The 12,914-nt window shown below is 53.3% G+C and carries 14 protein-coding genes, 1 tRNA gene and 1 pseudogene; 3 read left to right on the plus strand and 13 right to left on the minus strand.

The genetic code is table 11. The features are described 5' to 3' along the window. Nucleotides 1-47 precede the first annotated feature (47 nt). Complete coding sequence (locus tag AC54XV_RS04285; protein ID WP_496718000.1) at nt 48-521, plus strand: mucin 17-like protein; 474 nt, start codon at nt 48-50, stop codon at nt 519-521. 35 nt (nt 522-556) lie between these two features. Here AC54XV_RS04285 and AC54XV_RS04290 read toward each other — a convergent pair whose 3' ends face one another. From AC54XV_RS04290 to AC54XV_RS04340, 11 genes are read right to left on the minus strand one after another with little or no spacing between them, the layout of a single operon-like run. Further along, nucleotides 557-1,921, minus strand: coding sequence for an STY4528 family pathogenicity island replication protein (locus AC54XV_RS04290; RefSeq protein WP_496718002.1), 1,365 nt, complete (start codon nt 1,919-1,921; stop codon nt 557-559). Nucleotides 1,922-1,926: 5 nt separating this feature from the next. Continuing rightward, nucleotides 1,927-2,664: a DUF2857 domain-containing protein gene (locus tag AC54XV_RS04295; RefSeq protein WP_016567507.1), complete on the minus strand. Its 738-nt coding sequence runs from the start codon at nt 2,662-2,664 to the stop codon at nt 1,927-1,929. 36 nt (nt 2,665-2,700) lie between these two features. Next, entirely contained in the window at nt 2,701-4,455 is a 1,755-nt protein-coding gene (locus tag AC54XV_RS04300) for a ParB family protein (protein WP_496718004.1), read from the minus strand. 2 nt (nt 4,456-4,457) lie between these two features. Next, nucleotides 4,458-4,721, minus strand: a complete 264-nt coding sequence (locus AC54XV_RS04305) for an Arc family DNA-binding protein (RefSeq protein WP_080266280.1) — start codon at nt 4,719-4,721, stop codon at nt 4,458-4,460. Further along, entirely contained in the window at nt 4,711-4,956 is a 246-nt protein-coding gene (locus tag AC54XV_RS04310; RefSeq protein ID WP_081019329.1) for a hypothetical protein, read from the minus strand. Before AC54XV_RS04310 ends, AC54XV_RS04305 begins: the two co-directional genes overlap by 11 nt. Beyond that, nucleotides 4,953-5,360, minus strand: a complete 408-nt coding sequence (locus AC54XV_RS04315) for a hypothetical protein (RefSeq protein ID WP_129450541.1) — start codon at nt 5,358-5,360, stop codon at nt 4,953-4,955. The genes AC54XV_RS04310 and AC54XV_RS04315 overlap by 4 nt, the downstream gene beginning before the upstream one ends. A gap of 1 nt (nt 5,361) precedes the next feature. Beyond that, entirely contained in the window at nt 5,362-5,703 is a 342-nt protein-coding gene (locus tag AC54XV_RS04320; RefSeq protein ID WP_129450539.1) for a hypothetical protein, read from the minus strand. Between the two features lie 2 nt (nt 5,704-5,705). Beyond that, nucleotides 5,706-7,046, minus strand: a complete 1,341-nt coding sequence (dnaB, locus tag AC54XV_RS04325) for a replicative DNA helicase (RefSeq protein ID WP_187598747.1) — start codon at nt 7,044-7,046, stop codon at nt 5,706-5,708. After that, nucleotides 7,046-7,747 carry a DUF2786 domain-containing protein gene (locus tag AC54XV_RS04330; protein WP_187598750.1) on the minus strand — a complete coding sequence of 234 codons (702 nt, stop codon included), beginning with the start codon at nt 7,745-7,747 and terminating at the stop codon, nt 7,046-7,048. The genes dnaB and AC54XV_RS04330 overlap by 1 nt, the downstream gene beginning before the upstream one ends. Beyond that, nucleotides 7,744-8,499, minus strand: coding sequence for a hypothetical protein (locus AC54XV_RS04335; protein WP_496718008.1), 756 nt, complete (start codon nt 8,497-8,499; stop codon nt 7,744-7,746). The genes AC54XV_RS04330 and AC54XV_RS04335 overlap by 4 nt, the downstream gene beginning before the upstream one ends. 1 nt (nt 8,500) lies before the next feature. Beyond that, nucleotides 8,501-9,361: a ParA family protein gene (locus AC54XV_RS04340; protein WP_016567513.1), complete on the minus strand. Its 861-nt coding sequence runs from the start codon at nt 9,359-9,361 to the stop codon at nt 8,501-8,503. Between the two features lie 235 nt (nt 9,362-9,596). Between AC54XV_RS04340 and AC54XV_RS04345 the strand changes: the two genes are divergently transcribed. Next, nucleotides 9,597-9,673: transfer RNA gene (locus AC54XV_RS04345), tRNA-Pro, on the plus strand. Nucleotides 9,674-9,980: 307 nt separating this feature from the next. Here the strand turns inward: AC54XV_RS04345 and AC54XV_RS04350 are convergent. Beyond that, a pseudogene (locus AC54XV_RS04350) lies at nt 9,981-10,235 on the minus strand (hypothetical protein); the annotation flags it as partial. A gap of 600 nt (nt 10,236-10,835) precedes the next feature. On the opposite strand from AC54XV_RS04350, the gene AC54XV_RS04355 reads away from it, so the two are divergent. Then, nucleotides 10,836-11,324 (plus strand): hypothetical protein, encoded by a 489-nt coding sequence (locus AC54XV_RS04355; RefSeq protein ID WP_024641445.1) that lies wholly within the window; start codon nt 10,836-10,838, stop codon nt 11,322-11,324. Between the two features lie 212 nt (nt 11,325-11,536). Here AC54XV_RS04355 and AC54XV_RS04360 read toward each other — a convergent pair whose 3' ends face one another. Beyond that, nucleotides 11,537-12,718: a glycoside hydrolase family 10-like protein gene (locus AC54XV_RS04360; protein ID WP_058398835.1), complete on the minus strand. Its 1,182-nt coding sequence runs from the start codon at nt 12,716-12,718 to the stop codon at nt 11,537-11,539. Between the last annotated feature and the right edge of the window lie 196 nt (nt 12,719-12,914).

Here is a 12,914-nt window from a genome sequence, read left to right on the forward strand (position 1 = left end):
AATGGTTTTTTGACGGAGACCCTGATTTTCGTGGGCTTGCGTGTGGAATGATTCAGAGCGGTGCTGGAAGTGATTCCAGTGGAATCACCCCGATCGGCGCTGAAAGTGATGCCAGTGGCATCACCCCGGTCGGCGCTGAAATTGATGCCAGTGGCATCACCCAGACCGGTGCCGGTAGTGATTCCAGTGGAATCACCCTCATCGGTGCTGAAAGTGATGCCAGTGGCATCACCCCGGTCGGCGCTGAAATTGATGCCAGTGGCATCACCTTGGTCGGTGCAGGAAGTGATTCCAGTGGAATCACCCTGGTCGGTGCAGGAAGTGATGCCAGTGGCATCACCTTGGTCGGTGCAGGAAGTGATTCCAGTGGAATCACCCTGGTCGGTGCAGGAAGTGATGCCAGTGGCATCGCCCTGGGCGGTGCTCAAAGTGATTCCAGTGGAATCACCCTGATCGGCGCTGAAAGTGATGCCAGTGGCATCACCCCGATCGGTGTTGGACGTGACGCCAGAGGCATCTAAGTGCTTGCCCGGATGGCAGCATTCAGCTGAACTGTTCAACCCTGTGATCTCGGTCGAATTATCCGCTTGATGTCCATCATTGAGCTGCGCCCGGCAGCCAGTGAAGACTCGTCACGATTTTGCGGCGAGACTTTTTTGACGGGAGGCGGGGGAGTTGGCTTTGGTTGATCAGGCGCGTTGCTGAGATGTTTCGGCTTGGGGGAGTGCGCCTGTGAATTTTGAGCTGACGCTCTTGGAGCCTGCCACTGGGCGTTGAATTCCCCACTCAGGGCTTTCTGCATGCAGCTCAACAGATAACCGAATGGGTTTTTCACGGAACCGCTATTGCAACGATGGCGCCATTGATCAAGCAACGGTTCTCGCAGTGTTGGCTCGACGCTCTGCAATGCGGTCATCGCCCTGAAGCGTTGATCCTCAGTAAACCTTTCAAATCCTAGAGGTAGATCAACTGGAGCGCTCACTGCCTCGCGCGGTACAGAGCTTTTACATACAGATGTATTTGTATTCGTATACGTACTATATGAGTTCGGAATCCGAACTGTACCGTATGACGCTGATTTTAGACTGAGTTCGGATTCCGAACTCGGTGTATCGAGATTCACTTTCTCACTGATTTTGCTGAGTTCGGAATCCGAACTCAGTACCTCAGGCTCGCTTTCTTGCCGAGTTCGGATTCCGAACTCAGGTTGGTTTTCTTTGCGATCCACGGTGTTCGAAGCATCATGCCAACCCTGACTCCGCCATCTACTCTCAATGACATCAAGCCGCGTGGGCAGTACACCTGTCGATTGATTCGGGTCGGCTGCGAATTCTTTGAATGCCAAATCTGCCACGGTCCTGACAGCTTTATTCGCATGCTCGAGGGAATGGCCTACAAGCAGCAGGTAATCGCGATCAAGCTCCATGGCCTCAACACAACCGACCGGTTCGTCATGCAGGATGTAGACGTTCCCCTGCATTCGACCACTCAGTGAGTCTCTCACTCGCCGCCCGAGACTAAGCCAGCGCGTCAAGCGGAGCACCGTCAGCGCCTTCGCTACAGTCTCTCTGGATGCGAATTTTCCTGGGACTGAGCCAAGGTAGGGACGCAGTTGTTCATAAGTTGGAAAGGCTGTGATGCCGTCTGCGTTGATAAGCAGTCTGAAGACTTGCCAAGCGTTGCGTTCAAGCGGTGAAAGCCGATCATCAAGCAGGAGGCTTCGCGGCACTGTCTCATGTGGATTTCCACTGAAAACGATGCCGTCGAGTGTCTCTTCAGTTTCTGAGCCAGCAACCGACTTTCTATGATCTGAGCCAGGGTTCTGCTGTTGGGCCAGCTTTAATTGCTGGAGCAGCAGATGATTTTGTAGAGCCCCGGCAGCGGCATTAATGGCTCCCCCCAGAGAAGGGCGCCGGTTCATCCTTATCACATCCGGTCGCCTTCTACCTTGCCCACGGGCTTGTTGGTCTGGCTTTGACCTGGCCGGCTCCGATTAGCGTTTGCTTTCGACTGTTGACGAGACTCCCCCAGCATTACGAGGCTTGCCGATTTACGCTTCTTGCCAGTGGGGTATAGGTCCTGAGCCAGCCATCCTTGAATCTTGTTCCAGACGAGGCCCAGAGTGATCTGGTCCGGAGGCAGGCTGTGGGGCTCTTCAGGAGGTACGTTAATCTCCTCTGTCAGCATCATCGCGATATCAAGTAATGCGACACCGTCCGTATGATCCACGCTGTACTCTTCCATCAGCTGCACGAACCTATGCCAAAGAGGTGCGTCATCAGGAATGTCTCTGAATCGTCCAGGGCGTCCAGGAACACCTACCAGTACCCGTTGCAAAGACACTTCTTGAGGGGACATGCCGAAGAACTCCTGCAGCATTGGTGTAGTCGCCCCTAAGCGAAGCGCGCGCTGCACGATTCTGTTTTCCTGATCGGTGCGCTCCTTGTTCGCTAGCAGACGCTTCACCATGTCCGGATCAACTGCCACTCGGCACCAGATAACTGCAGAGTTAAGCAACACACTCTGTGATGAGGGATGCTGGAGCAGTGCCAGAATTTCTGGGTCCAGTCCCATATCAAGGCAACGCCTCACTTCACCATTGCGCAAATGATGCAGAATTTGCGCGACCATGGCTTCGTTGAGGGGGTTATGTTTTTTCGACATGACCAAACTCCTGTCTCACAACGTCGGAAAAAAACCTCACGGGGTCTGAACCACGCTGACGCTTCCCATTTCCAGCTCAACCAGCCGTCGGCCAAGGCGAATGAGTCGGAAGAGCTTCACGATGCAGGTATCGTCCAAGCGTCCCTGGAGAATTGCTTCACGGTCTTCGTATCTCGGGCTACCTAACAGCAACTGGGCCAGCGCGGCGGTGAACTGAAACTCGGACACATCCAGTGGTTGCTCGGGGGACTCTTTGATCAAGGCAATTGCGTACACCCCACTAATCGACTGGAGAAGGGTCAGTACGTTATTGGCCAGATCGCTGAGGTCTACATCTTCAGGAGGGTCTTGGCAGAGGAAGCCCAAACCACCTGGGACATCAATCACGCTGTCTGGATTGATGTCTGACAGGTGGGCGATTTCCCGGGCGAGCTGAGCGATTACCGGCCGCAATTCATCCGGCTGATCGAGGATACGTTCGATGTACCAGACGTCAGAGATAGGATGTAACCCACCCGCTTGGACGGGTATCGAAATCAGCGCATTTTTCTTGAAGTCGGGCAGATTTTCCCCATCGAGGGCTGCCAACTGCCGCTTTACATCCTGCACACGTTCAGTGGTGGATATCGGGCTAACGATATGTCCGGCAAGCCTTGCTGCGCGCTCCTCCTCGCTCTGTTCAGGAGCCTGAGGCGGCGGCTTGTCAGCTTCGTTTTTTGAGGACTTCGGTGATACGTCCTGTTTGCCCTTGGTTTTTTCAGCCTCAGATGGGGGAGCCTGAATGCCTGGTTCCTGTTGCTGATCGCTACCCGGATCGTTACCCTCAGGCGGAACACCCCCAGGCCGAGGCTGTTGAGCTGGGGTCAAACTCACTGGCGTATCGATCACAGATGAACGCCGTGCTTGGTTCTGATTTTCACTCAGTGTGAGCAGGAGCTGCTCGTAAGATAGCCCCGTTCCCGACTGCATGTGACTGATCAGCTCATCCTGAACCCGCTCGTATACAAACTCGCTTGCCTCTCCATCGAACAGCGAAAGTACGTCCTGGAACAAACCTTCGAAGTCAGGGATGTGTTCTTTCCCCTCTGTATGCGTGAGCCAGGTCTGGCCAGCAGCCTTGCGTAGCGAAAGGAGACGCTCGATCTGAGGCTTTCCTAAACCTGAATAAAGCGCACTGGGTATCACTGGAAGAAGGCAGCGAACTGTCTCTTGCATCTTGCTGATATGTGGCTGAGAAACCGGATAGCCGTCTGCAGTTAGTCTCCGAACCAGCTCTCTTTGAGAAATGGGCTCACCAGCTTCTTTCTCATAAATGGCACGAGCACTTTCTATACCCACCGCTCGTTCGATGAACATCAGAGAACCGCGAAGATCGTTCTCCGAAAGGTGACCTGTGAGCGCGATAATCTCCCCTCGTGCTGAGTCCCAAGGCCGGAACAGGACATTGTGCCGATAGAAGCGGTCTTCGCCGGTTTCGCTGTATAGCTCCCGGAGAATCTGCAGGCGTGTGTTGCCACCGTTGTTGATTGTGAATTTAATTTCGCCAGGTCGACGCGTAACTGTAGGGCGATGATCCAGGCCGCGCTGCCTGATGGAATCTTTGATCTCTTTGTACTTCGCATTGGTGACGGTGCGCGGGTTTTGCTCGAAAGCTTTCATCTCGTCCAGGGTGAGAACCATGGGCGTATCTACAATCGGATCCGGCAGCTGATCGACCGCGGGGCCAGATCGACTGAATGAGCCTTGTAACAACTTCCCTGATATTTGATCTGCTGTGAGTTTGTTAGCCATGATTATTGGCCCACCTCAGGAAGTTGGATGACGTTGCTGGTAGGTGTTCCGCCTTTGAGCAGTACATCGATCACAGCCGTAAGCCTCGCAATCTCCTGCTCGTGACGAAGCGTTGCTTCAATACGGCTTATGATTTCTGAGTTCATTGAGCGATGGTTTGCTTTCGCAGCCCCACGGACCCGGCCCCTCATTCCGGTAGGTAGGCGGATGACGAATTTCTCGTCTTTGTCGTCCTCACGAATATTCACAGCTTCGTTATTCAGCATGGCGATCTCCAATCTGGCTGTGGGTTTGTGCGCGGCGCAGTTGAGCGCGAGCATTGAGGCCGGCCCTGTGGTCGCTGGGTGTGAAAGAAGTGAAGATGGGTGAACACCCACCTTTGGTGAACTTGATATGCCCACCATGAGTGCGATGCACTGCCCATCCCTGTGAAATGGCGAATTCAGCCAAGTCCTGCAGGGACTTTTTCCTGCCTCGAAGAGACGTGGATGTATTGCTCATGACCGCGCCCTCGCTTTTGTAAAAGCAGCAGAGCGGAAGGGGATCTGATAGCGACGAGCTATTGCTTCACAACGTTTCCGTGTTTGATTGAGCGTCGCAGCGGCGGACGCCAGTGATGCCCCTGCTGTGCAGTGCGCTTTCAGCAGTCGCGCCAGCTCTGTGTCGGTCAGATCGTTTGTTTTTTTCCGCCCACGAGTGGTGGTATCCGCCTTCAACTGTGCGGTTTTTTCAGAATTGATAACGAACGAGCTGTCATTCGAGCGCTGGCTCGCTTCAACCTGGTTGATAGCGCCTCCACGACTTAAGTAATCAGCCATGGCCTTCTCGATATCGCTCCGGAGGCGCTCTTTTTCCCGGTCCGACTGGATCGGCAAATCTTCTTCAGTGGTGTGATAGGGCTGCATGTCACTGGCCTCCCGAACCGCTGAGCTTGTCACCCGACTGGATCTCGAGGATTTCAACCTCGTGGTCGGCAAAGGTGTCAGTGAGTTTTTTCATGAAAGCCTTTCTGGAAGTACCTGGGCTCATGCGGAACACGACGGTGTACTCCTTGCTGTCTGGTGCCTTACTGGAGGCAACGACGCTCCACTGTGGGTGCACCAGCTCCAGTTCGACGACTTCACCGCTGTGGCACGAAGGGCATTCGGGCGCACCTTTTCCTGCTGGCATGACCGCAGTGAAAGGGTGGTGGTGGTCGCAAGTGCGACACTCATGAGTTATGCAAAGAGGTTTATTGCGCGCGCTCATGATCAAGCTCCTTGCCATGCGGCGGCCGAGAGGTTTTCGAAGCGAGTGTGTTGGGGGATGAAGGCCGTTCGGACGGTGCCGAGCGCGCCGTTTCGATGCTTGCTGAGAATGAGCTCGGCGATCCCTTTTTGCTCGCTGTCGGGGTTGTAAACCTCGTCCCGATAAACGAATAGAATCAGGTCAGCGTCTTGCTCAAGCGCGCCAGACTCACGGAGGTCTGCATTGATAGGTCGCTTGTTCGGACGCCGCTCAAGTTCTCTGTTGAGCTGAGAGAGCGCCACGACAGGACAGTCGAACTCTTTGGCTAAAGCCTTGAGTGACCGAGATATCTCACTGATTTCATTGGTCCGATTTTCCTTACCTGGACATTTCATCATCTGCAGATAATCGAGCAATATCAGGGCTGGCTTACCGAAACGCCGTGCGCCTCTGCGAGCCCGAGCACGGATTGCCGAAGGAGTGAGGTCAGCTTGGTCATCAATTACAAGACGATCGCCATACGAGTTGATCTTTGCCACTGCCATGGTGAGCTTCGGCCAGTCCTCATCCTCCAACTGCCCACGTATCAACTTTTCCAGGTTCAGGTGCCCCAGGATCGAGATGAGCCTGTAAATAATCGCCTCGGCCGGCATCTCCAGGCTGTAGATCTGAACGGTGGACTCAGCATCTTTTTGAAGCGCAGCGTCCACCAAGTTGAGCGCCAGACTGGTTTTGCCCATGGAGGGCCTGGCCGCAATGATGATCAGATCCGCTGGTTGTAGTCCGCCCGTCAATTCGTCCAGATCGGCAAGACCAGTGGGCAATCCAACCACCGACTCCCCAGCGTTGAAGCGAAGATCTATCTTGTCTACTACCCGAAAAAGCATTTTGTTTACGTCTACAAAGTCAGAAGTCTGCCGACCTTGTCCCAATGCAAACAGCTGCTGCTCGATAATGTCCTGTACCTCAGACGCATTCGCTTGAGGATCTGACGCCTCCCGGGTGCATGCATAGCCATGTGAAATAATCCGGCGTAGATGAGCTCGGTTACTCACTGTTTCTGCATAAGCCTTGATATTGGCCACAGAAGGAGTGTTTTTGGCGAGCTCACTGAGGTAAGCCAAGCCCCCAGCAGCATCTATCGCCGCAATGGAGTCAGAAACCGTGACCACGTCAAATGGCCTGTTCGATTCAGCCAGCCCAGCAATGCTCTGGAATATCAGACGGTGCTCGGCTCGGTAGAAATCATCGGCTTTGATACGGTCTGCGATCAGGTCCCAGGACTCGTTATCAAGCATCAGTCCGCCAAGCACAGCTTGTTCAGCTTCCACGGAGTGGGGAGGTGACATATGAGAAATGTCCATCAAGCCCTCCCGATTCTTGCCGGGGACTGGGAGCGCTGATCGACGCCTCTGTGCAACGCGGCTCTAGAACCTTGCGTCCAGCCCTGATGTTGAGATTTCAGGTCGTGGCCCTTCACAGAGGTGGGCTCAAGATCTTTTTCGATCAAGGTCGGGTGATGCAAACGGAGGTAAGCGCTTATCGCTTGTTGAGTTTCAGCGTTTTGTCGACCGGCGAATTTGTAAACGTTGCTGGCCACCGCATTGATCCATGCTTCGGCAAAAATCCGTCCACGTCGTCTTTTGGTGGTTGGATTGCAGCGTTTGAGCTGCGATACGTGCTGACGACGCGCCGAAACAAGCTGCAGATGAAGCGCGGAATAGGCATAGCACGCCAGATCGGGCGAGACACCCAACCCGACGAACTTGAAATGCCAATCTCCAGGCCGTGAGGGGAAAGCAAAACAATCGCAGTCGAAGGCGCTCGCGCACGTGCCTGCCAGGCTGTGCAGCCAACTCGCTGGCGCTCGCTTTGTACCGGCAGATACTGACGCCTCGCGCGCGAGGTGGGCGTCCACCTCCAGCTCTTCGAGCTGGTACTGCTCCATAAGCTTGCGGCCTTGCCGCAGGGCTGTCTCAGCCTCATTAGGAGAGGCACCCGCAGAACGGGCCAGTGCGAAGCATTTGATGACTTTGTCGATTATCCGTTGGCGGTCAATGCTCATGGCCGTACCTCCGGTACTGCCTCAACTGCCAGAGCCTCTCTCCAGAGTCTGAGGGTCTCACTTTCATCAGCAGTGAGCTCAGCTTTAGCCCGCTCTTCCCGGGCTTTTGACTTCAGAGTGGCAAGCCGGTCCTCGACATCAGATCCATCGTCGTAAGAGATGTTATTAGTCAGAGCTTCAACGAGCTGGTGACGAAGTGAGTCCAGGCAACTCACTCGATAAGCTGTCAGGCTGGTCCAACCTATCAGTTGGCTAAACGGTGTCAGAAGATCGCGTCTGATTCTGCTATTGAGCTCGACTGTGGTGTAGAAACCGTCGTATGCACCGGTGCGGTTGAATAAAAGCACTGATTTAAGGAGATCAAGTTTCTGGTCCAGGCTCTCAGTGGGCAGAGGATATGTAGCAGCAATCAGTTGTTTCGCTCTTGCGTTTCGCGCGTCCTGCCGACGTTTGGCCGTTTTCTCGTCGCCGACACGTTTTTCCTTAGCATGCTCTACATGAGAGTTCACTGATTCAAGGAGCTGCGCGGCCTGTGCGAGCAGTTCACGCTGTTCCACGCTCAAGTAGTCACCCAGTCGGCTAGTCAAGCCGCGGGCCATCTTATGGCTGGAGCTTAAATTGCGGAGCTCACGTGACGTGTTCGTAAGCTTGGTCTGAGCGGCGCGCAGTTGCGATGAGTTGTACTGATCGTTGAGCTTGCCCATTAATTCAGGAGTAATGCCGGATGCGTCGGTGAGATGTGGCGTCCCCATTTCAGCGATCCTCTTTGACGATTTTCGCTACAGCCGACTCTGTCATAGCTTCAAAGAGGTCTTTCCATTGTGGGAAAGCCTCTATCGCCAGTTCACGGATGATCTGAAGCGCACTCGGGGCTCGACGGTTGGACGGTTGTTTGTATTCGATCCGGTGCGCAGACATACCCGACGTCGATGCCTGCCGGAAAACTACAGAAGCAGGGACGGTGCTTTGAAGTACCTCGATCTCTTTGCTATCAGCGAAGGTCACTCTGATTGCGTCATGGATCTGGCGAGCGTCAACGGTCTGGTCGAGGCAGTTGACTACAACCTTGATTTGAGGGACGTGCAGGCCAAGCCTCGAGTAAGGACGCAGTCCGTCAAGCATTTGCAGCGTCCCACGGTTAAACTCGCGGGCGCTGAGCATGTTCGGTGGCAACGGGGATACAGCAAGATCTGACGCTAAAACCACCATCTCCAACATGACGCTTCGTGCGCCCTGGGTGTCAATGAGAATCAGGTCGAATTGACCCTCGAAAGCTTTCAGCAGAGAAGCCAATCGCAGACGACCATCCGCAGCCTGAAGCAGGAGGCTAATCAACTGGTTGTTGGGGTCGTTCGACAAGATCAAGGACAGGTTCGGTATGCTTGTCCTCGATATGATTCGCTCTGGATCAGTCAGGTTATGTGCGATGAGGTCGAATATGCCACCGCTGACTTCCTGTGCCATTGGGTAATAGGAGGACAGTGAAGGCTGTACAGGGTCCATGTCGATGAGGAGGACCCTCAAGCCGGCGTCGGCGCAGAAGCCGCCGATGTTGGCAGCCAAAGTGGTTTTACCGACACCACCTTTGGTGGACAAAAGCGAGGTTATGTACATGATTTAAAGCCTCTAATGGGGACATTAGAGACTGCGGTTTGGGATACTGAACGATCTCAAGCGGGGTCCTGCCTCAGCGTTTCGACCAATTGGCTTTTAACCAATTGGTCGTAGGTTCGAATCCCACACGACCCACCATTTTTGGTCAGTTTGTATCTGGCTGGATCTTAGGGAGTGACGCCACAAGCGTCACCCAAATAGAAAACGCCTCCTCGGAGGTGTTTTTTAGCATCATCGGGGTATAGCGCAGTCCGGTAGCGCGCCTGCTTTGGGAGCAGGATGTCAGGAGTTCGAATCCCCTTACCCCGACCATTTTCGCCCAGCTGTATCAGGGTTGAAGATCAGGACTCAAGAACAGTCGTTTTGAGTCCAACAGAAAAGGCGTCCTTAGGGACGCCTTTTTTGTTGCGTGCATTTTCAGGTGAGACCACGCTCAGCCGCCGCCTGATGCGAAATATGGGTAAGCGCTCCATAAACCCCATCTTTAGCCAAGTGGGGTCTATGGAGCGCTTACGATTGATTCAGGTTATTCGCTGAGGCATTGGGAAGCAGGGAGTGGGAGGAGTGCCGTCGCGACAACCCTCCTGATCAAGGCTCCACGCCGGCTAATAGGTGATCGCTAAACCGGATGACGATGAAGGCTGGCAAAGTCAGCCTCCTTGGTTGTTATAAAGAACGACAGTCTTTTTTTGAGGTTCCGCGGCCAGGCACCTATTTTTGTCGCTTTGTTCAATTTTGTTAACACGTAGATAGTTTCGGCAAGAGCCTTTTTGCTCGACGCCTCCGCCTCTGGATCAATGGGATCGCTGGCCAAAGCGCGATTGTCCATGAGCATCTGCCACAGCTGCTGGTCGACGGTGTCTTCAGCCAAGGGTTGACGCCGTGCGCCCAGTCTTGCGAATCGGTGCTGGTCGCTGCGCGTGATTTGATTGCTCTCCTCTTGTTCTGCCTGGCTGAATATCACCGGCACAGTCTGCCGCTGCTTACCTTTCAGGTTACCCCGACCATTTTCGCCCAGCTGTATCAGGGTTGAAGATCAGGACTCAAGAGCAGTCGCTTTGAGTCCAATAGAAAAGGTGTCCTTCGGCAGCGCTATACATCGGCCGATAATGGCAGATTGAGTATGTCTACAAAGCTCTAACGCAGTTGATTAGCCTGACCTGCCGACCCATCCGGCCAGTTCCAGCATTTCGGGGCGTATATGTCGCATACATTCATTCTCAGCGAAGTGAGCAATGAGGATAGGTGGGCTTTATGATGTATTGCAATTGTCATATTAAAGCGCAGCTCTGTGGTAGCTCTGATGGACCACGCGGTTTCCTGATGCTACGCGATGGGCAATTGGCAGCCGCAGGCTGACTAGTTCATAAATGGTATGCAGTACATACCCGAAAATTGTAACATTGCCAACGTAGATAACCGTCTCAGTACGTTGACGCAACGTCATCCATAGAATCAGACGAGGAAAAGTGAAGTGAAATTAATCACAACAGTAACCACAAGTCTGCTACTGCTCATGAACGGTGCTCACGCCGAAGGACTGACCACCTCGGTAGATGGTAAAGAACTCACGGTTAGCTTCGGTCAGCCCACCATTAAGCAAGTGCTGCATTACCGTAAAATGTACGACAAAAAACCGTTCCCCGATGCCGAAATTTATTATTACGATAACGGCACCTACAAACTGATTTCGCAGGGTGAAAACCACTATGGCGTTTACTCCATAGAGGGCAATGTAGATGAGGAAACGTTCACTGTGCGTTTCATTTCTCTGCCTTCTAGCGACTGGGGGAATAAAACGGCCTTTCATCAGTTAACGTTCGTTCGTGGAGACAAGCAAAACATATTCATCCAGAACGCTATTGTTGATACCGGCGAGGCCCTTGCCCAGCAGAACGGCACTTATACCCAGGAAAAAAATACCGTCACGAATCCGGTGTCTACCACGTGGAAAAATAAATAATCTTCATGGAGCGTCTGGTCGTGGAGCTACGTCTATATCCAGCCGCCAGGAAAATTCACCATGACATCCGTTGCGCATCTCTCAAAAACGGAAACTTGAGGACGATTTCAACGAACGGTTGAGCCAATATTGCCTGTATTGAGCGGGCGAAATCCATTTTAAAAAAGCCTTATTATAAGGGCTTCCCCATTGCGCAGAAGCCCAACAAAAAATTAGACGTCGGCCCAGCGAAGCTTCAGGTAATCAACCACCTGCTGTGTCTGCGAAGCCCGCAGAAACATATGTCGAAAAAACATACACCCGGATACTTCAGCCAGAGAATCATTCAGGTCAAGCTGACGAGTCATTTCAGGCACGCCCCCCTCAACAGTCCAGTCGGGCTCGGCTGCTGATGCCGTTCCCACTTTATACAGAGCCATACCAATATATAACGCTGTGCCGGTACCCCTGACGGTATCCGCCCACCACTGGGTGATGACGTCATAGCGGGCAACCTCCCGGGCAAACGGCCAGTAGACCTGCGGGGCAATATAATCAATGATGCTGTCAATGACCCATTTCCGCGTGTCTGCATACGCGAAATCGTAATTAGGTGCACCGGCCTGCGTATCAGACCCCAGCGGGTCGTCAGATTTATTCCGCCAGACGCCTGCCGGGCTGATACCAAACAAGACATCCGTGTTAACGGCGGCTATTTTTTTATGACATGCATCAACCAGCGAATACGTGTTATTCCGTCGCCAGTCGGCCTTTGTGGTAAAGGTCGTATTGTATGTCTGGTAGGTCGCGTCATCATTGAGCAGGGAATCTGCGGATTCATAATAAAAATAATCATCGAACTGAATGGCATCCACATCGTATTGAGTGACAATTTCTTCAACAATACTACTCACCCACGCCTGAACTTCAGGTATGCCGGGATCGAGAACAAAGCGCTTCGCTGAAGTGCCTGTCCATTCAGGATGCAGTTTAAACACACTGGCCGGCGAGTCAGAGGATGAGTTACTCAGCTCTTCTATTGTGGCATCGCTGGTGTTCATTGATACGCGGTACGGGTTCACCCATGCGTGCAGCTCGATATGACGAGCGTGCGCCTGCTCAACGGCATAAGCCAGCGGGTCGAAGCCGGGATTTTCCCCAAGCGTCCCCGTCAGGTATTTCGACCATGGAAGCAGGTCTGATGCGTAGAATGCATCTGCGCAGGGAACAACCTGGAATATAACCGCAGTCATTTTCATGGCCACAATGTCATCAAGAATGCGGGTCAACTCTTCTTTCTGTGTACTGACACGTACAGCCTCATCAGTGATGGCCAGAGATGAGACTGACGGCCAGTCAAGATTCGTAACGGTTGCGACCCAGGTCGCCTTGAGATTTTTGTTCGCGGTCGCCATTGCGGTTTCTCCTGTGTGCAGGGTTCTGAGGAAACGAAATACGCTGTCCATGCATGGGCATTTTGAAATGCCTGTTCATTAACGAGTACGACACCTTCCAGGACGCTGGTAGGTAGCCATGGCCGAGCAGATCATCGCGATGAGCGAGTTGCTGGGCTGAACGCCTGAAGAGCGCCTGCTTGCACAGGCGTTCTTC

It is taken from the genome of Pseudomonas fragariae (ex Marin et al. 2024) (assembly GCF_059621105.1).

Bases quoted from the DNA above. Each gene is read 5' to 3' on its own strand.
- AC54XV_RS04315 (WP_129450541.1), bottom strand. From the start codon at position 5,360: ATGCAGCCCTATCACACCACTGAAGAAGATTTGCCGATCCAGTCGGAC.
- AC54XV_RS04340 (WP_016567513.1), bottom strand. From the start codon at position 9,361: ATGTACATAACCTCGCTTTTGTCCACCAAAGGTGGTGTCGGTAAAACC.
- AC54XV_RS04290 (WP_496718002.1), bottom strand. From the start codon at position 1,921: ATGAACCGGCGCCCTTCTCTGGGGGGAGCCATTAATGCCGCTGCCGGG.
- AC54XV_RS04310 (WP_081019329.1), bottom strand. From the start codon at position 4,956: ATGAGCAATACATCCACGTCTCTTCGAGGCAGGAAAAAGTCCCTGCAG.
- AC54XV_RS04295 (WP_016567507.1), bottom strand. From the start codon at position 2,664: ATGTCGAAAAAACATAACCCCCTCAACGAAGCCATGGTCGCGCAAATT.
- AC54XV_RS04305 (WP_080266280.1), bottom strand. From the start codon at position 4,721: ATGCTGAATAACGAAGCTGTGAATATTCGTGAGGACGACAAAGACGAG.
- dnaB (WP_187598747.1), bottom strand. From the start codon at position 7,046: ATGGACATTTCTCATATGTCACCTCCCCACTCCGTGGAAGCTGAACAA.
- AC54XV_RS04330 (WP_187598750.1), bottom strand. From the start codon at position 7,747: ATGAGCATTGACCGCCAACGGATAATCGACAAAGTCATCAAATGCTTC.
- AC54XV_RS04335 (WP_496718008.1), bottom strand. From the start codon at position 8,499: ATGGGGACGCCACATCTCACCGACGCATCCGGCATTACTCCTGAATTA.
- AC54XV_RS04320 (WP_129450539.1), bottom strand. From the start codon at position 5,703: ATGAGCGCGCGCAATAAACCTCTTTGCATAACTCATGAGTGTCGCACT.
- AC54XV_RS04285 (WP_496718000.1), top strand. From the start codon at position 48: ATGATTCAGAGCGGTGCTGGAAGTGATTCCAGTGGAATCACCCCGATC.
- AC54XV_RS04360 (WP_058398835.1), bottom strand. From the start codon at position 12,718: ATGGCGACCGCGAACAAAAATCTCAAGGCGACCTGGGTCGCAACCGTT.
- AC54XV_RS04300 (WP_496718004.1), bottom strand. From the start codon at position 4,455: ATGGCTAACAAACTCACAGCAGATCAAATATCAGGGAAGTTGTTACAA.